Below are 23,327 nucleotides of genomic sequence, written 5' to 3'. Positions count from 1 at the left end.
GGTATCGGATGCTACCGGCTGCTATCAAATGCTGATGAGCCTATGAATTCGAGTCAGGAACGGACTGAACCTGCTGTCCCTGGTCGAGCTGGGTCGAACCAGTCGATCCGCTCGCACTACCCGAGTTGGAGCTTTGACTGCTACCCGAAGCGTCAGAGCTTCCTGCAGCCGAACCGCTGGAACTCGTTCCCGCACTTCCCGATGCTCCCGACGAATTCGCATCGGAACCGTCACTAGCAGGCGCTCCGCCACTGCCCAGGGCAACCATCGCATCAGACAGGGCCTTCTCCAGCTGCCCTAAGGTGGTTCCAGCATTGTCACCCAAAAGCCCTTGGAGCTGGTCTTTCGGAAGCCCACCGTTCTGGGATACTTCGCTCACGGCCCGCACGAGCTGATCGGCAAGCTGGCCACCGAAGCCCTCTTCACGAATCGTGTCCCACAGCTGCGACAGCGACACCGTTCCGGCCGCCACGCCCAAAGTCGCCACCAGAACCGAATCCGGAATGGGGACGTTAAACGAATTACCAATGGTCTTCAGAACCGGGTTTGAGCTGGTCTGCAGCTGATGCTGGATGTCGTTGGACACACTTGCCGACGCAACATCAGCGTCCACGGCTGGCTTCACCGTGGTGGCCACGCCGCCAACCGGAGTGTCTTCCTTCATGCTCTTCGCCAGCGAGGCGAGCTCGGAGTCCGATCCGTCGTACTTGTTCAAGTCGACTTCGGTGTTAACACCGTCGACGGACCCAGAACCGGAGTGCTGCCAGAATGTGACGTGGTTCCAGCCACCGGGGATGGTCGATGGCAAGGAATCCTCGTAATACGCCAGCCACAGCGGCATGTCGGAGAACTCCGTGGTGTTCCCCATGTTGTTAATCCAGAAGCTGTAGTAGGTGTACATGATCGGCGTGCGGCCGGTCTGCTTCTCCACCTCATCAACCCAGTCACGGACCCACTTTTGCAGCTGGGACGGGCTCAAACCGCCCGTTTCCTCCAGGTCCAAAGCTGGGGGTAGCGACGGCTGCGGCTGGTTGGCTAGTTCCTTCGTGTAGAACTGCGCCTCTTGGCGCGGATCTCCGCCGGGCCGGGCGTAGTGGTACGAACCAATCGTCAGGCCAGCGGCTTTGGCCTTCTTCGAGTCAGATGAGAAGTACGGATTGGTGTAACTCGTACCTTCAGTGGCCTTAATGAACGCGAACGACTGGTTGTCGTTGGCCACTGAATCCCAGTCGATCGCCTGCCCACCGAAGTGGTTGTTGCTCGAGACGTCGATGCCGTTGAGGGCATCGGCTGGCGTAAACCCTGTCGCCGTGGACACGAGGGCGGCCGTCGTCAATAAAGAGCCTGTCATAAGGGCTACGCCGGCGAACTTCCGGTGTTTCATCGTTTTCGGGAACGGGTTGAGTCCCGGGATGATTCGACGAAACCGGGTACGCGAACGTGCGGCGGAGGGCTTACGCAAGTCAGACATGGCCACACTTTAACTCATTAGACACATAAACAACAGGCGAAACACGCTACTCATGCGATTACTTGCGTATCATCGCTTTCTCTACCTGGCATAGCGGGGGCTCCACATGGCATGACAATTGCCGACGAAACCACTGCCCCACACAGAACGGTCGCCTTATTCCGCCTCATTGCGCAGCGGTCGTCGGCACTGATGGATATTGAGTGTCACGCACCGGAATCAGATCCCAGGCTTCTTTATGGCTAGGCAGAGGACGTTTCTTATCCCGCTTCGCCTTCGACCAGTTTTTAACCAGAATGACGATGGTCACAGTGAGCAGAGCAAGCCAGTCGACGATGACGGCAACCAGCTGGAGCGAACTTGGCCATTGGAAGTTCCACCATCCGTGGAACGCGATCGCGCCGAGCACGCTACCGATGCCCACCGTCAACCGCCACAGCATAGATTTGTTGGTCAGCATGAGGGCGCTGGCCATTCCGAAACCGGCCAGACCTGCGCACATGGGGTGCAATCCGAACCCTAACCCGGTGCGGAGGATCCACATTTCGGTGGCGCCTTGCACGTCTGACGTGGCGTTATAGAGGGCTCCACCACCGCTGTACACGAAGTTTTCCATGACCTCGAACCCCATGCCGACAGAGAGGCCGGCCAACAGTCCATGCCACGGCCTATCCCAGACACGTCGCGCCATGAAGAGGATAACGAAGACGCCCAGCGCCTTGGCGAGCTCCTCCGGGATCGCGCCGGTTGCGGAAGCTTCGAACCGCCCCAACCCCGCCTCCTTCAAGATGTCGGCGAAGGCGAGTTCCGTGACCATGACGGTGGAGATAACCATGAACGCTCCCCAGTAGAGGCTCACGATTACCCAGATCAGGCTGCCTTTTCTCCAGATCGGCAGGAATCGCATGATAGCGAAAAACACAATGAGGTAGATTGCGGCTCCCACCACACCTACTGCGACAGCGTCGGGTGTCTCCGCGAGAGTCATGGCCGACATGAGACCGCCAGCAATGAGGCATACGACCGCAAGAACGATGTATGTCCAGGTGAATACGTCTTTTCGCATTACGCCTCTCCCGTGTTTGGTAGATGTTCGTTGGACTCTCCGCGAGCGTCATTGTCACTGGTGGCCGACGTCGTGAGGGCCATGCGCACGGCATCAGTTTTCAAGCCACGCGCGGAAACAATTTTGCTCATCGTATTAGCTAGGGCTTCATCATCGGCACTGCTCACGGTCGCGATAATGGTTGTTGACTTATCGTCCTTCTTGGTAAAAGCCGTGGACACCACCTTTTTCGCGTCCGGATTGGTGACGGATTCCTTCGGCTCCAAGGCCGTCACGCGCGCGTCCCATTCACCATTGGATGCCTCCGTGGTGGGAAGGTCGCCGTCGATTTTGACGTGGGCAGTAGCCCGGATTCCACGACGGAACACGTGGTCTACATCGTCGTTGCCTTTCATCGTGGCCGTGTCGATGTTGACATTGCCACACTTGTAGGTGGATCCGTACGGGTTATCGTCCGACTGGTCGTAGCATTCTCCCAGGTTGGGACCGGTAAAGTTCGTGCTGTCTTTCATGCCGACGGTGATATCCCCGCCGTGTTTATCGCCGGGATAGTCACCGGGCGCACCCTTATCGATAATGACCGGTGCGGCTAGTAGCCCTCCGACAACGATTAACGACGCTGCCCAAATAGCGGTTTTCTTGGACCCCTGCGGAAGGGGTTGATAACGGGATGCGTCGGCGTCGAGCTCCCGGGCCGTGTCAAGATCGCCGGCTGCGTCAGGATGTTGACCTCCCCCGACGCCTCCGTCAACGCTTGCGACGGTGCTGTGCGTGGGTGGCTGCCCCTCTTTCGGTGCGTCCCCCCACGGCGGTATGTCGTGTGTATTCTCGCCACTCATGACGAAGGACAATAGCAGCACAGCGGGACATCAGGGTGCCTGCGCGCGTAGTTTTTGTATGGAAAGCACCACAGAATAACGGGCGGTCGGTAGTATCTGGGTGGTGACCTGCCCATTTACCCGCTTCTTATAGCTAATAAAATTCTGTTTTGTAACCAAAATCACCTGGGCTGTGCAGCCCACACCTCACCACAAGCGAATGCTGAGAACCCCACACCGGCCCCGCTACCCACTATGGCAGCGTGACTGCATGTCCTACCCGCCCGCTATCATTCCTCACACATGAAAGGAAGGTCATAACCGTGAACAATCCCGAGCCCACCACACCATCGGAAAACGAGCCATCGAACACCGATCACGCAGACAAAACATTAATCCCTGACAATATTTCAGAAGCTCCAGCCACTCGCCCTTCACCCAGCGACGATCTCTACCGGTACGTGTCCGGCCCGTGGCTATCGCACCACCACATCCCCGACGATCGCCCCGTCGACGGCACCTTCCACACACTTCGCGACCAGGCAGAAGAGGATGTCAACGCGATTATCAAAGACGCCGACCCCACCACACGGATCGGCGCGGGTTTCGCAAGCTTCATGGACGTCGACGGCGACAAGGGTGTCAACCAGGCCGGTTTTGCTCCGCTGAAGGACGATCTCGCACGTATCAACGTCGATAATGTTGAGGATTTTGCGCGGGCACTCGGCGCGTTAGACGTCGTCGGGATTGGTGGTTTGGCCGGTTATTACGTGGCGAAGGCGTCGGATTCACCCATCGACACGGCCTATCTGAATCAAGGCGGGCTCACTCTTCCCGATGAGGCCTACTACCGCGAAGAGGCTCACCGCCCCATCGTCGACAAGCTTAAAGAGCATATTGCGACGATGTTCACGATGGCTCGCGACGCTACCAGCGGCCCGGAGTGGCAGGACTCTCCCCTCGTCCCGGCAGAATTCGCCGACGCGTCCAATGAGAAGTTGGCGGACACCATCATTGAGTTTGAGACGCGCCTCGCGAAGGGCCACTGGAATGTGGAAGACACTCGCGACGCGCTCAAGACCTATAACCCCACCTCCGTGGACGATTTGCCCACCGGTTTCCCGTGGAAATCATGGCTGGAAGCGACAGAATTGTCGACGGACACGATCGTGGTTAGCGAACCAAGCTACCTGGAGCATGTGGCGACGCTGGCACAGGAAACGGATCTGTCCGTACTGAAACTATGGGCCGGGTGGCAGATCTTGACGCAGCGTGCGTCGTTGCTGGCCGAGGACGTGAGCCGCGAGTCGTTTAACTTCTACGGGCGCGTGTTGTCGGGCTCGACCGAGCAGCGAGCCCGGTGGAAGCGCGCGGTGTCGTTCCTCGATGGCTCCATTTCCGACGATATCGGCCGGGAGTTCGTCGCGCGCCATTTCCCGCCGGAACACAAGCAGAAGATGCTGTCCCTGGTGGACTACCTGCTGAAGGCGTACCGCCAGCGGATTAGCAGCCTCGATTGGATGACGCCGGATACGCGGGATCGCGCGCTGGAGAAGCTCGGGACTTTCCGCGCAAAAATTGCCTACCCGGATCAGTGGAAAACCTACGACAACTTGGAGTTTTCCCCTCATGGTGAAGATCTTGTAGCTAATTCCCGACGCGCGGCGGCGTGGCGCCACCGGTATGAGATCGCCAAGGTGGGGAACCCGACGGACCGGTCCGAGTGGGTGGCCCCGGCTCAAATGGTCAACGCTTTCTATAACCCGGTGGTCAATGACATCACGTTCCCTGCTGCGATCCTTCGCCCGCCGTTCTTCAATCCCGACGCGGATATGGCCCAGAATTTCGGCGGTATTGGCGCGGTGATCGGCCACGAAATCGGCCACGGTTTCGACGATCAAGGCTCCCAGTTCGACGGCGAAGGCAATTTAAACTCGTGGTGGACGTCCGAGGACCGCGAAGCCTTTGAAAAGCTGACGGGTAAGTTGGTGGATCAATTTAACCCACTCATCCCGAAGGGCCTTGAGCAGCGTGGGCTGACTGCCCAGCACGTCAATGGCCGTTTCACCCTCGGCGAGAACATCGGCGATCTCGGTGGCTTGGGTATCGCTGTGGTTGCCTACCGGCTGTACCTCGAGGACCAGGGGCTCACACCAGAGACGTCCCCGGAGATGCCGTTCCTTCTGACCGACGGCACCGCCCTGGCGCCCCTGGGTAAGGAGTCGGAGGCGGACACCGGCATGAACTACGACGACGCCCCCACCTTCACAGCCATGCAGCGACTCTTCCTGGCCTGGGCAAACGTATGGCGCACAGCAATCCGCCCGCAGCTAAGCGCGCAGTACTTGGCGATCGATCCCCACTCACCCTCTGAGTTCCGGTGTAATGTCATCGCCCGAAATATCGACGAATTTGCTGAGGCCTTCGACGTCCACCCGGGCGATGGCATGTGGCTGGATCCGAAGGACCGCGTCCAGATTTGGTAGCCGTCTGTGGTGGCGTACCGCTGTGAGCTCAACGGTTGTCGATGGCGAGTGAAAAATAATGAGGTGACGGATGGGGAACGCCTTAACGCGTCTTCGGCAACTATATTCACGCTTCGGCCCAGCCCTCATCGGCCAGGCGCTGAACTTCGTGGCCATGGTGGTGCCGGTGGTGGCCAAGCAGCCGGGGATGGTGGCCTACATGCTGTTCCCGGTGTCCCTGGGCATGATCGTGTCCCGCACGATGACGTTGAGTTACCACAGTGTGTATCTCCGTCTTCCCGACGACCGACTGTCATTCTCGACGGCTGCCTCGGGCTTTATGGCGATGGTTGGCACAGTCGCGCTGGGTGTTGTCGGCGTTGCGCTGATGTGGCTCCATCCTGCGTGGTCGGCGCGGGTGCTGTGGGCGATGCTCGCGACCGTGGCGATCACTGTGTACAACATGTACGTGGCGATCACGATCCGCGAAGACCGGATGGACGTATATTCGCGGGTTCGTTTCCTCTACGGCGTCGTGAACGTTGTGGCGACCTGCGTGGTTGTGTTCCTCGTCCCCGTCCGTGAGGGCCTCATTTATGTCGCTGCGCTGAACTACGTGGTGGGCGCGGTGTTGTTGGCCCGGGCGACAAACCAGCAGGTGGGGGCAACGATTAAGCGCGAGTGGTCGTCATTGGTGGCGTTCCCGTCGGTATTCGCCCCGCCCTTGTGGTCCTACATCCGGGAACACAAGGAAGCGACAACGGGCACATTTTTCGGCGATATCGGCTTCCAAATCCAAGGAATGGTCACGCCGGTCCTGGGTTCCTATGCGAACGCATGGGCAATTGTTGTCCGTCTCTACGGTGGGTTCTTGACGCTGGCACAGCAGGTAGTCTCCCCCAGCTTTGAGGCTCCCGCGTCGAAAGCGATCCGCAACAACGATCCCGACGGTTACCGCGTGCAGTTGCGCATTGCAACGATCGTGGCCGTGGTACTCGGTGTGGGGACGGCCTTGGTCCAGTATGCGGCCATTGTGTGGAATGATCGCGCGTACCTGGAGGCGGACTATCTTCCGCTGTTCGTTGCGCTCTCGCTGTACGCGACGACGGGCATGGTCTCCGCGATGCTCTCGAAATACCCGGTTATCGTGGGCAAACAGCGAGGGTACATGGTGTGGAGCGGTGCTCGCGCCGTGTTATTCATGCTTGTTCCGCTCGTGTTCCATGGTGGGCCGGTCGTGTATCTGTTCTGCGCGATTATGACGGTGAGCATCGTTGCGGTGCCGTACCTGTGTTCTCCAGTGTCGACGCAGGGACGGCACGCCCAGGTCTGACGGGGAGCGTAGCGCGGCGCGTGCAGGCTGGATACGTACCGCGTCAGTGCTATACCCGCGTATATCCTGCGTCTTTCACGACGCGATCCAGCGCCTCTACCCCGGCGCGATGCACTTTCTGGGACACGAACCCGGAAATGATGACGCGATACGTGCGGCCTTCCTCGAAACTGCCGACCAGTAGGGTCCCGAGCCCCTGTGTTCCGACGGCGATTTCTTGGGGTTCATCGGCGGCCAGACGGTTATAGGTCCACATGGTGGATATCGAGAACGGGCTGGTGGAGGATCGAATAGCCATCGGAGGAAGATGAACCGTGCGCGGCAGCTGAAGGATTTGCTTCACTAATTGCGGCGCGGCGCTCAGAGCTGCGCGCGTGACCGCGAACGGCGATTTCAAGCGTTCTTTCGTCGCGGCAATGTCGGTAGCACGTGAACCACCAACGGTAATACGCGATCTCACCAGGAGATTCCCGCCGCGGTGAGCCAGGATTTTACTGTTGCGACGCAAACCAACGATGAGCCAAAACTCGTTGGGATCGAGATAACCATCGCCCTCATCAAGCTGGTTGTTCAGCTCATTCCACCAATCCCACGCCAGAGGAATAGCCCTTGGTTTCTCTCCCTCCTGACCTTCCCATGTGTAGGTCAAGGTGGTGGTAAGTAACTCCGCCGGAGCTGTGTCCACCGGCTGCCGGTTCACGGCCTGCCGATCATCCACATGTTGATCCGACGACGCCTTTTCAGCGCTCAGAACATCTTTAACGCTACGCAACGTTGCTCGCGGGTGCCTGATCAGCGTTTCCACCCATGCACCAAACTGCATGAGGAAGGTGGCATCGCTGCGGATAAGTTTTCGCGGGGCCGCCGTGGGCGTGCCGTTTTCCGGCTGGCCGTGACCGTCGTCGGCAAAACGCCCACATGGCCATATAGATCCCACATATGCGTACACGCTCCCTAGCCGATCCCGCATGGTGGGCCCGTCGCCCCACATGTGGTGGATCGCGAACCCACGCCACACTCCGAGTTGATACACAAAAATCTGCGTCAGTGGCCGCTCGTCCTTGGTCGCGAGGTCATGGCACATCAACGTAATGAGGTGAGCAGGGGCAGCTGGGTCATCAGAACCACCCGGCTCCGTTGCAGAATCCTCTAGGTTCACAAAGTGGACGTCGGTTCCCGGGAAACCTTCCGTAATCATGTCGGTAACCACACGGCGGTGGCGTTGGCATTGTGCGTCGTCGTCGCCAAATAAAGGTGCGCGCCCGTCGGTGGGGATCGTGCGCAGGGACCAGGTTCCGTCCCACCGCCAATCCTGGAAAAGGCTCACGAGGCGGCGGCGAAGTGTCGTTCTATCTCGGGGAATGGTCATATTATCTGTTTCCTTCGTTCAGCACCCTGCGGTCCGGCACCGGGCTTAACTCATGCAACTAATTTATGCGCCTGCAGCGGCGGCCTGCGACAGTGACTGCTGTGCGTTGTCCTCTCTATCTTTCCTGCCAACTTTTTTATTGTCGACGCTGGACTCAGGCACCTTCCCTAACCATCTCCCCTAGACTGGGAGCCACTGCTTGGAAGATAACCGTAGGCTCCGCATTCCGAGGGCTATTCGCCCGCGTTTCCCCAGCTACATCGCCCTACACCCCCGAGTTTCCCGAGGTCGGCCCGCATGAACACAACTCCACATTCCCCCGGCGGCTCTCCACGCTCCGAGGGAGACAATGTTTCACCGGCCTCTCCGGCGCGGGGTAGCTCGTCGGTAGGAAAGGATGGCACATCGCCCCGACAGTACCCACACCAACGATCGCCTCGAACCGGGAAGCTCGTCGCTCTCAGCGTGATCATTATTGCGGTCTGGCTGGGAATTGCGGCTTTCGGCGGGCCACAATTCGGCAACCTCAGCAACGTTGCAACGAACGACCAATCGTCATTTCTGCCGCAATCGTCGGAATCGGCGCAGGTCCAACAGAAGATCAAGGAGTTCGGGGATCAAGATCGGCTCCCCGCGATCGTTGTTGTTGAGCAGTCTGACGGAAAGCCCTTGGATATCCAGGCTTTGGCCCCGGTTACTCAACAACTTCGCGATGCTGCGGGAGGAGACGACTCCGCGAGCCCTTTCATTCCATCTGACGACAAAACAGCTGCTCAAATGGTTGTCCTGCTTCCATCCAACAGTAACCCGACGGATGCGGTGGAAGACCTCACATCGACGTTGAAGTCCGATCTCCCCTCCGACGTCAAAGGGTGGGTGACGGGCCCGGCTGGCTATACGGCTGATTTATCTGACGCTTTCAGCGGCATCGACGGGCTACTTCTGCTCGTGACAGTGGCCGCCGTATTGGTCATTTTGGTGGCCGTTTACCGGTCCCCCTTCCTCCCGTTCCTTGTCCTGCTCGGGTCCATGATCGCCCTGGTGGCCGCGGTTGGGGTTAATGTTGCGCTAGCCTCATCGGGGATCGTCATGATTAACGGCCAGATCCAGGGCATTCTCTTCATCTTGGTCATCGGCGCGGCGACGGATTACGGGCTTTTATACACGGCCCGCTACAGGGAGGAATTACGCAAGCTCCCGTCCTCGGGTACGCGCCTCGGGTCGGCATGGCAGGCGACGCGCGCTGCGTGGCTGGGTTCGTGGCGTCCGATTCTTGCCTCGGCCGGAACGGTGTCGGCCGGCTTGCTGTGTCTGCTGTTCTCTGACTTGGCCTCGAATTCTGGTTTGGGTCCGGTGGCAGCGGTGGGAATCGGCTGCGCCATGATCGTCTCATTGACGTTCCTACCTGCGGTTTTATTCCTCACGGGCAGCCGTGTCTTCTGGCCTCGCGTGCCGACGCCGTCCGAGGGCGACGCTGACGCCGCGTCCCCAGTGTGGTCGTGGGTGGCGAAAACTGTGTCGCGCCGCCCGTGGCAGTTGGCCGTAGGGGTGTCGGTCGTGTTGGCCGCTGGCTGTGTGGGGGTGGCGACGCTCCATGCGGATGGTGTTCCCCAAAGTGAGTTCGTGCTGGGAGACAGCCAGGCCCGCGATGGCCAGACTGTGCTGGATGAGCACTTCCCGGGAGGTTCGGGCTCCCCGGCGTACGTCGTGGTTCCCGAAGAAAAGATGCCGTCTACAGCGCGCATTATTCAAAACACGACGGGGGTTGAATCGGTATCAGTATCGAGTACGGATTCTCCGTCGGGCTCGCTCCCTCTTTCCCCCGACGGAACAGTGCAAACGGGAACAGGGGATTCCGGCGCGGGTTCTCAGCCTGGCCAGTCCGGTTCGCCCACGGTTGTTGATGGCGACGTCTTGTTGTCGGCCACGTTAACGTCGCCGGTGTATTCGGATGACGCACAACAAACTGTCACGACATTGCGCCACGAACTGAAGGGCATGGACGCAGAGGTCGGTGGCACTACCGCGATCAACGTCGATACCAACGCAACGTCGGTACATGATCGGAAAGTGATTGTTCCGATTGTTCTGGCGCTGATCACAATTTTGCTCGCTGCGTTGCTGCGGTCGCTGTTGGCCCCGCTGGTCCTGGTGCTGTGCACGGTGCTGAGTTATGGCGCGGCGCTTGGTGTGGCGTCATTGCTGTTCACGGCCGTGGGTTTGGATCGTGCGGATCCGACTGTGCCACTGTACGGATTCATTTTCTTAGTGGCGCTAGCTATTGACTACACCATTTTCTTGATGACGCGCGTTCGCGAGGAGGCTCCTGCGGTGGGCACCCGCAAGGGTATGCGTCGTTCGCTTGTCTCCACGGGCGGGGTGATTACCAGTGCCGGGCTGGTGCTGGCGGCCACCTTTGCCGCGCTCTTCGTGATCCCGATTCAGTTCCTGGTGCAGCTCGCGATCATTATTTCGTTGGGCGTGCTTATCGACACGTTTATCGTGCGGACGTTCTTGGTGCCGTCGATTGTCGAATTAATTGGCCGACGGGTGTGGTGGCCGTCCCGCCTGTCACGGAAGTCAGGCAACACGGCCACGGACACGTCGGCCTAATCCACGTTCCGTCGGCCTAATCCACGTTCCTTATTTCTGCACCGGGTCTCGACGGCCAAGTCGGACCTTCTTCACTTCGCGACCGTTCTCGACGTCGCTGTCTTTGAAGCCGAAGAAGTATGTCAGCACGAACGAGACGACCAGTGACGTCACCGAGGCTATGAGGTAGCCCCAGAAGTTAGCGCCGATGCCCACTCCCGGCGGGAGGAATGACGGGAACCCAACGAGCGCGCCGGTAAATGCGTACATGGTGACATTAAATGTGCCAGTCAAGATTCCGCCCGCTGCACCACCGATAGATGCCATGATGAACACACGGCCGTATTTCAGGTTGATACCGTACATGGCCGGCTCGGTGATCCCACAAAAGGCGGAGATCGCGGCGGGGCCTGCGAGTTCTTTGATCTTGAGGAGCTTGGTCTTCAGGAAGATAGCCAGTACAGCACCACCCTGGGCCACCATGGTCGCGGAAATGATCGCATTGATCGGGGAATCCCCACCAGGGCCGGACACTTGGTCCGTAACGATCGGGATAACAGCCCAGTGCAATCCGAAGATGACGAGGCACTGATAAAAACCACCGATGATGAGCCCTGAAATCGTGGGCGAGATGTGATAGATCCACATCAGCGTGGACGCAATGCCTTCTGAGACAAACATGACAGCTGGGCCAAGAATCAGCATGATGGCCAGCGATACGATGACGACTTCACACAGCGGGACGAAAATCATACGCAGGACAGTCGGGATGACCTTCTTCAGCCACGGTTCCACGACAGATGCCAGCCACGCGGCGACAATCATCGGGAAGATGGAGTAGCTATACGATGCCATGTGGAATGGCAGACCGAAGAATTCGGCATTGAGTGACATGCCGAGTAACGACTTATCCCCTGGTTTTGAGGCCATATCTACCAACGTGGGATAGGCCAAGACACCACCAACAATGGAAACAATGATGGGGTCTGATCCGAGTCTTCGAGCGGCAGTGAATCCGACGAAGATGGGCAGGAAGTAGAAGACAGCGTCGCCCATGGCATCAATAATGATGTAAGTCTGGGTGCTGTCATCTACCCACCCTGCCTGCACTAATAGTGCCAGAATACCTTTCAAAATACCGGCGGCGGCCAACAGACCGATGACGGGAATCATGGACCCCGTGATCACGCCGATCAGTGAGCTGAACCCCAGTTTGGCCCAGCCCCACAGGGTAGTGGGGCGTTCTTTAGGTTCGGCGTCAGCTGCGTCTGCTGTTTCAACATCTCCAAGCTGTTTGGTCACAGCGTCGTAGACGTCTTCGACGGCGGGGCCGATAACAACTTGGTACTGTCCACCTGCTTTGACGACGTCGATAACACCGTCGGTATCCCGAACAGCATCATCGTTGGCTTTGGATTCGTCTTTGAGGTAGAAGCGCACGCGTGTGATGCAGTGCGTCAGCGAGCTGATGTTGTCTTTGCCACCGATATTGTTGATGACGTCCCATGCGGTGGCGTCGTAACCAGAGAGATCGGCTGGGCGTTCAGCAGTGGCGGTGGGGGCAGCACCCGGTTGCGCAGCACCCGGTTGTGCAGCATCAGCGATCGTACCGGCTGCCGTCGCCACAGATGCCGGTGTGGATCCTGCTGTTGTTGCCTCGGTCGTAGCGGTCGCGCTGCTTCCTTGCGCGCTGCTCGTCGTCGGCTTCTCTACGGACTTGGGCTTTTTCAGGGTGGCAGCGGCGATAGGGTCACCCGATGTAACGGCCTTGTGCGTGACTTTGAGGTCGTCGAGTTTCTTGGCCGTGTTGGTGATCGCGACAATGACTGTGGTGTCTTTGCCCGCCGATTTAATGACGTCGACATCCATGATGCCGACTTTGTCTCCAGCGTGAAGCTGGTCTCCTCGGGAGATCGTCATGTCGAAGGGTTCACCTTTGAGCTCGACGGTGTCGATTCCTAGGTGGACTAAAACTTCAAGCCCATTTTCGGTCTTGAGCGCAAATGCGTGGCCGGTTTTGGCGACCATCATGACTTTCCCCGATACGGGCGCCAGGATCTTCCCGCTCTTTGGCTTGGAGATTCCTAGGCCGTCTCCGACGACTTTTTCGGAAAACATGGGATCGGGGACGTCTTCAATGGGGATGACTCGTCCGGACACGGGAGCGACGATTTCGACGACATTGTCTTTCCCCGTCGCGGTTTTATGCGGCGCGGTCTGTGTTGTCGTGACGTCCTCAGAGGGGCGCTCGGAGGGAGTATCGGTCATGTGTCTACTTCCTGAATACGTGAGCCTTCTTAGACTTGTCTCTGTCAGCTTACCCATAGGCAACACGGCACTATGCCCTCGCATCCGGTCTTGGGGCGACATCGGGCGGCATCAGTGCGGTATCGGTTCAACATCGGTGCTGCATCGATCGCGCAAGCACGGTGAGGTAAGCACAGCGGTGCGCCGTCGTCACGCATTGTGGCGGTGCCCATCAGCACGCATTAGCACCCTCGTTGAAAAAGTACTTTCACAACGCCCCCGGTCTGATATGCCCACTCCCAGATCGTGTCTTTCCAGCTCAGAGGGGTTTTATGGTATCCGACGTTGAGATCGCCGCTGTAGCATCGTCCGATGATCATCCGGGCACGCGCGACGTGGTATTTCCCGGTCGCGTACACCATGATGTGCGACCACCCGTGTTCCTCGGCGAGCTGTTCGATGGCCTGCGCCTCGCCCCGCGTCGTACTGGGGTCGGGGTGGATGCAGTACACGGCGACGCCGGGGTCAGGTGCACAGATCCGCGCGCCGAGGTCGGGTTTCTCGGTGTAGGGGTCTGAAATGACGAGGTTGGTGGTGTAATCGCGCGCCATATTTCGTGTTGCTTCATAAGTATCGACGCCACCATGCGGGCCCCCGAGCTGCACAATAGCGTCGACGTGAGCGGGTTGTTTATCGACGTGGGGAAACCATAAAAAGCGCACGGCGAAAACGCACCACGCGACGATGATGATCGCGACGATAACCGCGATAGCGCGGCGTACGGGGTAGTGCCGTCGTATGTGAGAGCGGTGAGACGGGCGCATTCAACCTCGGCTTGGTGTTTGGGGCGGGCGTGATACAGCGGGCGTGAAACTAGGCATCCTGGCCATTAACAATGGCCTCGACCAGTGCTTTTACGTTGTCGCGGACTTCACGGCTGATGCGCATGAAGTCGTCGTCGTTCTCTACCACTGGGTCTGGGATGTCGGGGCCGTGGGCGTCGAGTATCTCTTTGCCTGTCCGGGTAGCGCGAAGGTGCGCGATGTCGTCGGGAAAGCGGACTGAATCGATCGCCGACCAGGCTGCGAGTTGCCTCAGTGTTGCTGCTTTCTTGAGGAGCGCGGGTGCGATGCGGAGCGCGTGTTCGACGTGGGCGGTTTCCATACCGACGACGATGTCCGCGCCCGCGAGGGCTGCCCTGTTGAGCCGTGTTGAGGAGAAGCCGTCGGCGTTAATGCCCTCTTCGGCGAGGAAGCGCAACGCCCGTGGATCCATGGGTGTTCCACGGTGAGCACGCGATCCCGCGCTGGCGAATTCGAGTTCCGGTGAGGGTGAATTGGCTGGTCGTGGGGCCTTTGTCTTCGCCTGGGCGGTGAGTTCATTGGCAAACGAACGCGCGACATATTCGGCCACGGGCGACCGGCATTGGTTGCCGGTGCAGACGAAGACGATCTTCATAGGCCTCTACCCTAGTCAGTCGTCCTTCCCGTCGCCCTTTTTAACTTCCTCGGTGTCGTCGTCGACGGTGTCCTCGGTGACGTTGTCATCATCGGCGTCGGCATTCGTCGCGTCCTCGGAGGTATTGCTCTCGTCGACATCCTGCTGCTCATCGACGTCGGCCTTAGCCTCGGATTTCTCCTGCTCAGAGTTACTCAAATCAGCTTTCTCTTCATCACCAGCGCTGGTCGTCGAACCCGCACTGGTCGCCGAAGATGCAGGAGTCGCAGTCACCGCCTTATGTTCGCTTCCCGACTCATACCTGGAGTAGGACCCCACGTACCGCCCTTCGTCGGACTTTTGCGGCACGGCCGTCAGAACAGTGCCGATGATCGGCGCGTGCACCGCCCGCAGTGATGCAAGCGTGCGGGTGACGTCGTCGTAGTTACGCTTCCCGTATCGAACAGCGACGATAACGGCATCGACAGTGGTAGCGACCAACGCACCGTCGGTGACGGACAGGATCGGCGGCGTATCCACGATCACCCAGTCGTAGCGCTCCCGTAGTTCGTCGAGAATGTGGCGGAATGCTTGACTGCCCAAAAGCTCGCCAGGGTTCGGGGGTGCCACACCTGCAGCAAGGACGTCCAGCCCTGCGATCTCGGTTTCCTGCAGAACATCGGCCACGTCGGCGTCGCCAGCCAGCGCCGTCGAGAGCCCCACGGAACTGTGGATGGCCCCACCAAAGTAGGTCGTCATCTTGGACCGCCGCATGTCCGCATCGACCAGGCACACGGTGTCGCCGTCAGCGGCCAGAGCCCCGGCGAGGTTTAGGCTGGTCATGGACTTACCGTCGGCGATCCGCGCACTCGTCACGGAAATCACGCGCGGCGGGTTGTCCACATTGACAAACCGCAGGTTAACGCGTAATTCGCGGAATGCCTCGGCCGGCCGGACGCGATCGTCGTTAAAGTCCAGTGGCTTGGTCCGCTGAGCTTCCGGAATGACCGGTACGCTCCCCAGCTTCGGCAGGCCCGTGCGCCGCTCAAGTTCCTCGCTCGACCGCACCGAGCGATCCAGGAAGAACCGCAGCGCAACAAGGATGCAGGCCACCAGGAACCCAAGTACACCACCGAGGATCAGGTTCATGGCCATTTTTGGCGACGACGGCTGCGTCGCTTTTTCGGGGTGATTGATCAACGAGATCCTGGGGGCCGTCGTGGACTGCTGGTTCGACGACGAGCGTGACCTCGAATTCCCGTTGTTGTCGTTGTTGTCGGTGCGCGCTTCGAGTTGCTCGGCCTGGTTGGAGAGAACCTTCACGGCATCCGACGCTATTTTTTGCGCCTGAGCAGCGTCGGTGTCCGTGGCGGAGATTTCCATGACCACGGTGTCTTGAACGACGGTCGCCTCGAGTTCCTTGGTGAGGTCCCGAGGCGTCATATCCAAGTTGAGGTCTTTGATGACCTGCTCGGCAAGAACGTCACCGCTGACGAGCTGCGCATAGGACTGCATCCTTTGCTCAGCGAACTGGGTGCTTTGGTAAGCGTCGGAATTAGATCCGTCGCTATCCACTGAGACGAAAACCGACGCTGTCGACGTGTATTTCGTCGGCATCAGCATGGAGACACCCCATGCGCCGGCGACACCCAGGACGATAAACAGTGCAAGGATCCAGGCGTTACGCCGGATTACTGCCCATATTCGTCGGACAATCTGAGTCCGATCTTCTTCGGGAGGCATAGCGACACCCGCGGGGTGTGGGTAGGCATCGACGTGGTCACTGTACTGCGGGTAAGTCATTTAGCTCTCACTTTGACGGGCTGAAGGGCGGTCACTCGGACGATTGGATGCTGAAAAAGGATGGGGTGGTGGCGATAGCTGGGTTGGCGTCGGCAATGGTGGACTTGCCACACCGCGCCCGGCACCACTGCCACCTGGCACATCGCGCTCTGCCACACGTTCGTTGCCTCGCTCCCCCGCCGCAACAATGAAGAACAACGGGATCAGTGGCGTGAGGTGGCGGAGTGCGGATCCGTAGTCTGGTTCGAAAAGCCCCTGCACAACGGCAAATGCGGCGATCAGGCACACTGCTCGGGCAACTAGCGGGGGGCGATGATCATTGCGCAGCCACTGCCGGACGGCGTAGAAGTAGCTCGCCCAAAAACTGGCGATCACTACGAAAATCACCAGGTAGTAGGGCGATAGTTTAGCTGCCAGGGTCACGGGGAACATCAACATGACCGTCGAGAGCACAACATTGACTATTCCCGCGATCGGTTCAGGGTTCTCGACAAAGCGGCCGATCAGCGACCCGGTGTCGGCTCCTCGGCCGGCATTAACCAAGGTGCGGTAGTGGTCCGCGGGGAAACCACGAGCCACGATGACTAATGACGCCACCAAGGAACAGACCAGCATCAGCAGAATAAAGCGACGGGTTGTGATCCACCGACGGGACAGCGCGGTGTTCGAGACGAAGAGTCGGAGCCCAATGAAAAAGACGGCGATGAGCACCCAATACGGGCGGAAATAATAGCCCAACGCAGCCATGACGACCGCGAGAACACAGTCCCACATCCACGCTGACTGCATCCCCATCGGCACGGCCGCCACGATGATGACCACAGCGCTGATAATGATTTCCTTGGTATAAACTCCCTGGTAGACGCCCACAAGGAGCGAGTAAAGAACGAGCGCGCCAACGCTAAAGGCGGTCACGCGGATTGGCCTCATTCGCCAGAGAACGACGGCTAATGCGCAGTGCGCAATAATGACGCCGAAGAAGCCGGCCAGCGTCGGTGAGTGCGCTAACCCGAGCGCGTGATACACCGACGTGATGGTGGCGAAAGATCCGTAGTCCTCGTATCTCACGAGGCCTGGTTTTGCCAGAAGATTCTGAATGACTTGGGCGTCGCGATCGAATTTCGGCGGTAATAAATGTGAATGCAAACCACTGATGGCCAAGGAGCACAGAAGCCCGAGGAACCAGAACACAATGATGTCCTCGGGCGAGAAAAACATGTGGGTTCCCCGAACGTGGCTTCGAGGCGTAGAGCTGCGACGGCCACTTATACCAGTGGAGGGAGCAGCCCGCATTCTCGTGTCCTTCGGTTATTAATGAGTATTTATTAGTGGATATTGTGCGTCTGATTCGTGCATGGGCACGGCTCGGGCTGGTATTTATGCTCGTGCTCGTACTCGTGCGGTGGTTCGGATCGTGGCGGATATGGGGGCAAACTGAATCAGTTACCTCGGTACGCGGTAATTAATAAGTTTTATTTACCTGAATACCGATGGTAATTCTACCCTTAGTTTCCCCCCCGCTTTCGAATAGCACTCATGGAGCGCATCCGCGAGAGTCGCCACGCTGTGATTATCCTGGACCTTTTCCCACGCATTCCGAAGAGACTCCGGCTCCTCAATCGCCCTGATAACTTTTCGAGCGGCGTCGTCAACTCCATTAAAACGCGCCTCAGCCGGACATTCCTGGAGAGCAGGGATGTCTTGGACCAGGACAGGCACGCCGATGTCGTTCATCTCAAGCACGGCCATGGGGTACCCATCCCACAGAGCTGTATGGAGGCCGACGTTCACCCTGGCCAAGCGCGAATATAGATCGTCTTTATCCAGCCAACCGGTGACGTGAACTCCGGCGCGCTGCAACGATGCGGTGAGGTCGGCATCCCCACCGCCAAGCCACTGGAACTCGACCTCAGGCCGCTCCCGATGCACCCGGCGCGCAATGGCGGCGAAGAGTTCGGGGCTGCGCTGGGGCGTGACGCGTCCGGAGATCGCCACCGTGGGGACTCCAGTGGGATTCCATGTCACTCCCGTCGGCATCGTAGCGTTAGGTATTACTACCTGCGGTATTCGACGGTTGAGCCGTCGAAGAACTTCCCCTTCCCACTGGCCACAGGGCGCGAAGACGGAGGTTACCCACGACAATGCCCATTCGGCGGAATAGAACACCGCGCGGTGTAGCGCCGAGATATCTTTCCGCGCGAAGGCCACACCGTGGGGTGTGTACACCGTGGGCGTGCGCCGTTTATTCCCACGCAAGCGAGCGAGGCGCACGTACGCGCCAGCGAAGCTGGAATGGGTGTGGATCACATCCGGGGCGACCTGATCGCGCACTCGTCGGACAGTCTCGATGGCTGCCCGATGCTGGTCCGGAAGGCGCCACGACTGGCTGAATAGTTCGGGGTTGAGTTCAGCTGGGGAGTTTGCGCGCCGGGCGGTGTAGAGCACCATGTGCTCGTGTTCGGGGGCGAGTGAGGCGTACATGTTGATGGCCGTGGCGACGCCTCCGGCGAAGCACTCTGTGACGTGGAGTATTTTCATGTTCTCTGGTTCGTGGGGGTCTCGTTACGGTCTGGGCAGGTTGCGGGGCTGCTCCCCGCGTTCATGGCGGTGCTGATCTCGGTGTTGATAGTTGCGGCCGCGCAATACGTGCTCACGTATGATCCTCGATATGTTCATCTTCCAGGATGCACCAGCACGCAGGGCCGAAAATGGGGTGCACGGCCTGCTCAATGTCGGTTTTCTTGCCGTCGTGATATTTCGGCTTTCTCAGGTTGCGGGGAAGCGCGTACCTCTCTTGGGGTCTGTGGTTAAGCAAATTAATCATGTCGTGACGGGCGCCGACCTGGCGTGGGAAGTGTCCGTCGGACCTGGTTTTATGTTGTACCACCCCACCGGCGTCGTGATGGGCCGTCGGGTCAAAGCCGGCACCAATCTGAAGGTGCAGTCCTCTGTCACTATCTCCGAGGCCCCGCGCGGGCAGGAGACCGTCCTAGGCAACAATGTCCGTTTAGGTGCAGGTTGTCGGATTATCAAGCCTCTTTCACTTGCCGACGATGTGTCTGTCGGAGCAAATGCTGTGGTGACAAAGTCGTGCGAGCACCCGGGTGCCGTGCTGGTGGGGATCCCCGCGCACGAATTACCTGCGCAATAGGTCCAGCAAGTAGGAGCCGTATCCGGATTTAACCAGCGCTTCTCCCCGCTCGCGGAGTTGATCATCGGTCAGATGGCCCATGCGCCACGACACTTCCTCCGGGCTGCCGATCTTCAGCCCCTGCCGCGATTCAATGGTGCGCACAAAATTCCCGGCATCCAGGAGTGAATCGTGCGTGCCTGTGTCCAGCCACGCTGTTCCCCGAGGAAGAACCTCGACAGTAAGTCGCCCCGCATCCAGATATCGCTGATTGATATCGCTGATCTCAAGCTCCCCACGGGCCGACGGAGCAAGGTCCTTAGCCATGTCCACGACGTCGTTGTCATAGAAGTAGAGGCCAGGGACGGCATAGTGAGATTTCGGGTGCGCTGGCTTTTCTTCAATCCCGAGGGCGCGGAATTGGGAGGTCGACGTATGCTGGTGGGGCGCATCACCCTGATGTTCAAATTCGACGACGCCATACGCGGTGGGATCTTTCACCCAGTAGGCGAAGATAACGCCGCCGTCGGGCGCGGTGTGCCGCCGAAGCTGGGTGCCCATGCCTGGTCCGTAGAAGATATTGTCCCCGAGGATGAGGCAGACGGGTTCGTTGCCGATGTGCTCTTCCCCAAGAACGAACGCTTGGGCAATTCCTGCTGGTGAGGGTTGCACCGCGTAGGAAATCGAGATACCGAAGGCGGATCCGTCGCCCAAGAGCCGGTGAAACGCGGTCGCGTCGTGAGGGGTGGTGATAACGAGGACGTCGGTAATACCCGCCAGGATAAGGGTGGACAGCGGGTAGTAGATCATGGGTTTGTCGTAGACGGGCGTGAGCTGCTTGCTCGTGCCCAACGTAATTGGATGTAGGCGGGTTCCGGTCCCACCCGCCAAAATGATGCCCTTCACGTGTACCAGCGTACCTAGCTTCCGTATGTAGGGTTATTGGATATTTCACCTATATTGCAGCACCCAGAACCGCATTGTGACTAACCTCACAAATAGGCGTCGATAATTTATAGAATTATTTTCATAGTGCCTACGAGCGCCCCCCGATAGCCCGCTAATCCGCTTCTAAAGATCGGCATTAACAGCACCAATTACATAGAACGCAATGTCGCAAAAAATAGCCCGCGACGTGCAGGTGGAGCAGCAGAATCGCTGTTTTCTCGTCGCTATATGGCCCCTATGTAAAGGGTTGGTTAACAACGGGACCAGAAACATGAAAAGTCAGCCAACAGGTCCTACTATATGGGCGTTATCAAATTGTTATGAGGATCAACCCACCGCTCCCCATTGCAAGTACCCCTGATTCCTACTCTCCCTATCGGCGGTGCCCATGAGCCTGTTACACATCACCGGCCTTCGTCTCGCGGAACGACCCACCCGCAACCGAGAACGCCACACTGACGAGCATTCCTCCAGCGCTGCGGTACAACACCCCACTAGCCCTGAGTTGCACGATGCGAACCGCCACGACATTCCAGCGTCCAGCACCGATGCTCTCATCGAGACCACTACTCCCCCCGAGCGGACATCGATTCGTTGTGCCCATGCATCACGAATCCGGACTTTTATCCTAGTCAGCGAGGCAATCGCTATCGTGTCACTAATCGTGGCCGCCGATTATCTGCCTATCACAGCTCGTAGTGCACGCACGTTCACCCTCGGGTCATATACGGGAACAGCCCCGATGTTCGTCCCTGGAACTATCCTTTTCGCGCTGTGGGTTATGGTCATGCGCATTATGCGCACGACAGATTCAGCGATTCTGGGGCAAGGTGCGTTGGAGTATTCCCGGATTGCACGGGCTACAACGTTCGCATTCGGCCTATTTGCCATCGTCTGCGAGTTGACCCAATACACGTCTGGATTCCGGTTCCTCGTATTCACCTACCCTGTCGACCTAGTGACGCTACTGCTCATCCGCTACGGATGGCGTCGGTTCTACTGCTGGCAGTTGGACAACAAGAGGCTCAGTCAACGGGCCATTTTTATCGGCGACCCCCATTCCATTTCAGAGGTGTACGGCACGCTCCGCCGGCAATTGGACACTAAGTTCGACATCGTCGGTTTCTGTAGCACGCAGGCGGATGCGCACAGCGAGGAACAGCTCGCGGAGCTCAAGCGCCGTTTCCCTGAGGCGGAAATTCACGATAACTGGCATCAAATCGATGTCATGGTGTCATTGCTTCAGGCTGATTCCGTGATCGTCACCGTCAGTAACCAAATTGGCATGGACGATATGCGCGAACTCATGTGGCGGCTGGATGGCCTTAATGTTGAGCTGCTGGTCGCCCCGGCGGTTGCCAATGTCACGGGCCGACGGGTCCAGATGCTGCTTATCGCCGGGGTGCCACTTCTAAAACTGGAACGCCCTCAGCATGCACGCACACACTGCGTGTCAAAAATCGTGTTTGATCGCGTGGTAGCTGCCCTTCTGCTGCTGATGGCTTCTCCCCTGCTGCTGGTCTGTGCGGTTGCTATCAAGCTCGACGACGGCGGCCCGGTTTTCTACACCGCGGAGAGGATGGGCAAGAAGAACAAGCCGTTCGGGATGATCAAGTTCCGCTCGATGGTGCAGAACACGGATCAAATGGTGGCCCAGCTGAAGGACCAGAGCGACGGCAACGACGTGCTGTTCAAGATGAAAAATGATCCGCGAGTGACGCGGGTGGGTTCGTTCTTACGTCGCTACAGTATCGACGAACTGCCGCAGCTATTTAACGTGCTGAAAGGCGACATGAGCCTGGTGGGGCCACGTCCCCCGCTGCGTCGCGAGGTCGAGCAGTACACCGGGCTGGTGGGCAACCGGATGCTGGTCCTCCCCGGAATGACTGGCCTGTGGCAAGTATCGGGGCGGTCCAACCTCTCGTGGGAAGAGTCAGTGTCGCTGGACCTCAACTACGTTGAGAACTGGAGCTTCATGGCGGACCTCATGATCCTGTGGAAGACGGGACGGGCCGTGCTCACCTCCGACGGGGCGTACTGAGTTCAGGTGAGGTGCGAGTGAGAATGTACCCCATCAGTTCCACGGGCCATAGCCGATTTCTCGACCAACCTAAGTTAAATAACGCAAAAGGTGTACCGATTTTGGGCGCTGAAAACAGCGTCTGCAAGACGATTGCTCCAGGTATCAGGTCAAATTTTAATTGGATCATCCGCGGAAACCTAAGAGTAGATAGGGTAGAACTTTGCTAAGAAGTATGTCTAAAACCTCCAGGTGGATTCTCTCTATTCCGGTTGCCATTTCGCTACCGCTCGTTAGCCCAGCTCCAGCTTTTTCGGCTGAGACAAAAAATGAACTGGGCATGTACACAGTGAAGTGCCAAGTAGTGAAGAACGGACCTGGAAACCCAAAAGTAGGATTGATTTACGGTAATCATCCTAAGAGTGCTAAAAAAGCTGAGAAAGATGCGGATTTATACACGAATAAATTCGGAAAAAATGCGCATAAAAGGCACTGTCAAACTCAGACTAGATATAAGAATTCTGGAGCTTTCACTGTAGACGGTGATCCGATTTAATATGTTGGGCGAGACTCTTCTTTTTACAACTTATTTCCTCGCTCGAGAGTCTGACCTTAAACGATTCCATCA

The 23,327-nt window shown here is 58.3% G+C and carries 16 protein-coding genes; 5 read left to right on the top strand and 11 right to left on the bottom strand.

Annotation, left to right across the window (positions count from 1 at the left end; translation table 11 throughout):
• Positions 1 to 40: 40 nt before the first annotated feature.
• The 3 genes from KCQ76_RS06475 to KCQ76_RS06465 form a co-directional block, all read right to left on the bottom strand.
• A complete protein-coding gene (locus KCQ76_RS06475) occupies positions 41 to 1,471 on the bottom strand; it encodes a glycoside hydrolase family 25 protein (protein WP_231725434.1) in 1,431 nt (476 codons plus the stop codon).
• A gap of 166 nt (positions 1,472 to 1,637) precedes the next feature.
• Entirely contained in the window at positions 1,638 to 2,537 is a 900-nt protein-coding gene (locus tag KCQ76_RS06470) for a PrsW family intramembrane metalloprotease (RefSeq protein WP_052722229.1), read from the bottom strand.
• Positions 2,537 to 3,376 (bottom strand): hypothetical protein, encoded by an 840-nt coding sequence (locus tag KCQ76_RS06465; RefSeq protein ID WP_146003253.1) that lies wholly within the window; start codon positions 3,374 to 3,376, stop codon positions 2,537 to 2,539. The genes KCQ76_RS06470 and KCQ76_RS06465 overlap by 1 nt, the downstream gene beginning before the upstream one ends.
• Before the next feature lie 302 nt (positions 3,377 to 3,678).
• On the opposite strand from KCQ76_RS06465, the gene KCQ76_RS06460 reads away from it, so the two are divergent.
• Together KCQ76_RS06460 and KCQ76_RS06455 are read left to right on the top strand one after the other, a co-directional pair.
• Positions 3,679 to 5,841: a M13 family metallopeptidase gene (locus tag KCQ76_RS06460; protein ID WP_231725435.1), complete on the top strand. Its 2,163-nt coding sequence runs from the start codon at positions 3,679 to 3,681 to the stop codon at positions 5,839 to 5,841.
• 70 nt (positions 5,842 to 5,911) lie between these two features.
• Positions 5,912 to 7,153 carry a hypothetical protein gene (locus KCQ76_RS06455; RefSeq protein WP_046203626.1) on the top strand — a complete coding sequence of 414 codons (1,242 nt, stop codon included), beginning with the start codon at positions 5,912 to 5,914 and terminating at the stop codon, positions 7,151 to 7,153.
• A gap of 49 nt (positions 7,154 to 7,202) precedes the next feature.
• Here KCQ76_RS06455 and KCQ76_RS06450 read toward each other — a convergent pair whose 3' ends face one another.
• Positions 7,203 to 8,522 (bottom strand): hypothetical protein, encoded by a 1,320-nt coding sequence (locus KCQ76_RS06450; protein WP_046203627.1) that lies wholly within the window; start codon positions 8,520 to 8,522, stop codon positions 7,203 to 7,205.
• Between the two features lie 297 nt (positions 8,523 to 8,819).
• Between KCQ76_RS06450 and KCQ76_RS06445 the strand changes: the two genes are divergently transcribed.
• Positions 8,820 to 11,135 (top strand): MMPL family transporter, encoded by a 2,316-nt coding sequence (locus KCQ76_RS06445; RefSeq protein WP_082089802.1) that lies wholly within the window; start codon positions 8,820 to 8,822, stop codon positions 11,133 to 11,135.
• A 30-nt stretch (positions 11,136 to 11,165) separates the two neighbouring features.
• Here the strand turns inward: KCQ76_RS06445 and KCQ76_RS06440 are convergent, their stop codons facing one another.
• From KCQ76_RS06440 to KCQ76_RS06415, 6 genes are all read right to left on the bottom strand, one after another.
• Positions 11,166 to 13,382, bottom strand: coding sequence for a PTS sugar transporter subunit IIABC (locus tag KCQ76_RS06440; protein ID WP_082089803.1), 2,217 nt, complete (start codon positions 13,380 to 13,382; stop codon positions 11,166 to 11,168).
• Between the two features lie 221 nt (positions 13,383 to 13,603).
• Entirely contained in the window at positions 13,604 to 14,185 is a 582-nt protein-coding gene (locus tag KCQ76_RS06435; RefSeq protein WP_046203628.1) for an ElyC/SanA/YdcF family protein, read from the bottom strand.
• A 49-nt stretch (positions 14,186 to 14,234) separates the two neighbouring features.
• The gene (locus KCQ76_RS06430; RefSeq protein WP_052722231.1) at positions 14,235 to 14,819 is read right to left on the bottom strand and encodes an arsenate-mycothiol transferase ArsC; all 585 of its coding nucleotides are present in this window, start codon (positions 14,817 to 14,819) and stop codon (positions 14,235 to 14,237) included.
• Positions 14,820 to 14,834: 15 nt separating this feature from the next.
• Positions 14,835 to 16,601, bottom strand: a complete 1,767-nt coding sequence (locus tag KCQ76_RS06425; RefSeq protein WP_046203629.1) for a tyrosine-protein kinase domain-containing protein — start codon at positions 16,599 to 16,601, stop codon at positions 14,835 to 14,837.
• Positions 16,602 to 17,819: a hypothetical protein gene (locus tag KCQ76_RS06420; protein ID WP_046203630.1), complete on the bottom strand. Its 1,218-nt coding sequence runs from the start codon at positions 17,817 to 17,819 to the stop codon at positions 16,602 to 16,604. It lies immediately after the preceding gene.
• A gap of 258 nt (positions 17,820 to 18,077) precedes the next feature.
• Positions 18,078 to 19,139: a glycosyltransferase family 4 protein gene (locus KCQ76_RS06415; RefSeq protein WP_052722233.1), complete on the bottom strand. Its 1,062-nt coding sequence runs from the start codon at positions 19,137 to 19,139 to the stop codon at positions 18,078 to 18,080.
• Between the two features lie 130 nt (positions 19,140 to 19,269).
• Here KCQ76_RS06415 and KCQ76_RS06410 point away from each other — a divergent pair, with 130 nt between their 5' ends.
• Positions 19,270 to 19,752, top strand: coding sequence for an LbetaH domain-containing protein (locus tag KCQ76_RS06410; RefSeq protein WP_160296140.1), 483 nt, complete (start codon positions 19,270 to 19,272; stop codon positions 19,750 to 19,752).
• On the opposite strand, the gene rfbA is transcribed toward KCQ76_RS06410, so the two are convergent.
• Positions 19,738 to 20,637 (bottom strand): glucose-1-phosphate thymidylyltransferase RfbA, encoded by a 900-nt coding sequence (gene rfbA, locus KCQ76_RS06405; protein WP_046203631.1) that lies wholly within the window; start codon positions 20,635 to 20,637, stop codon positions 19,738 to 19,740. The genes KCQ76_RS06410 and rfbA overlap by 15 nt on opposite strands.
• Before the next feature lie 430 nt (positions 20,638 to 21,067).
• On the opposite strand from rfbA, the gene KCQ76_RS06400 reads away from it, so the two are divergent.
• Complete coding sequence (locus tag KCQ76_RS06400; RefSeq protein WP_052722235.1) at positions 21,068 to 22,720, top strand: sugar transferase; 1,653 nt, start codon at positions 21,068 to 21,070, stop codon at positions 22,718 to 22,720.
• Positions 22,721 to 23,327 lie beyond the last annotated feature (607 nt).

The organism is Corynebacterium parakroppenstedtii (assembly GCF_019754935.1).
In the GTDB taxonomy this organism is placed as follows: domain Bacteria; phylum Actinomycetota; class Actinomycetes; order Mycobacteriales; family Mycobacteriaceae; genus Corynebacterium; species Corynebacterium parakroppenstedtii.
This window is presented reverse-complemented; position numbering and strand designations above follow the sequence as displayed.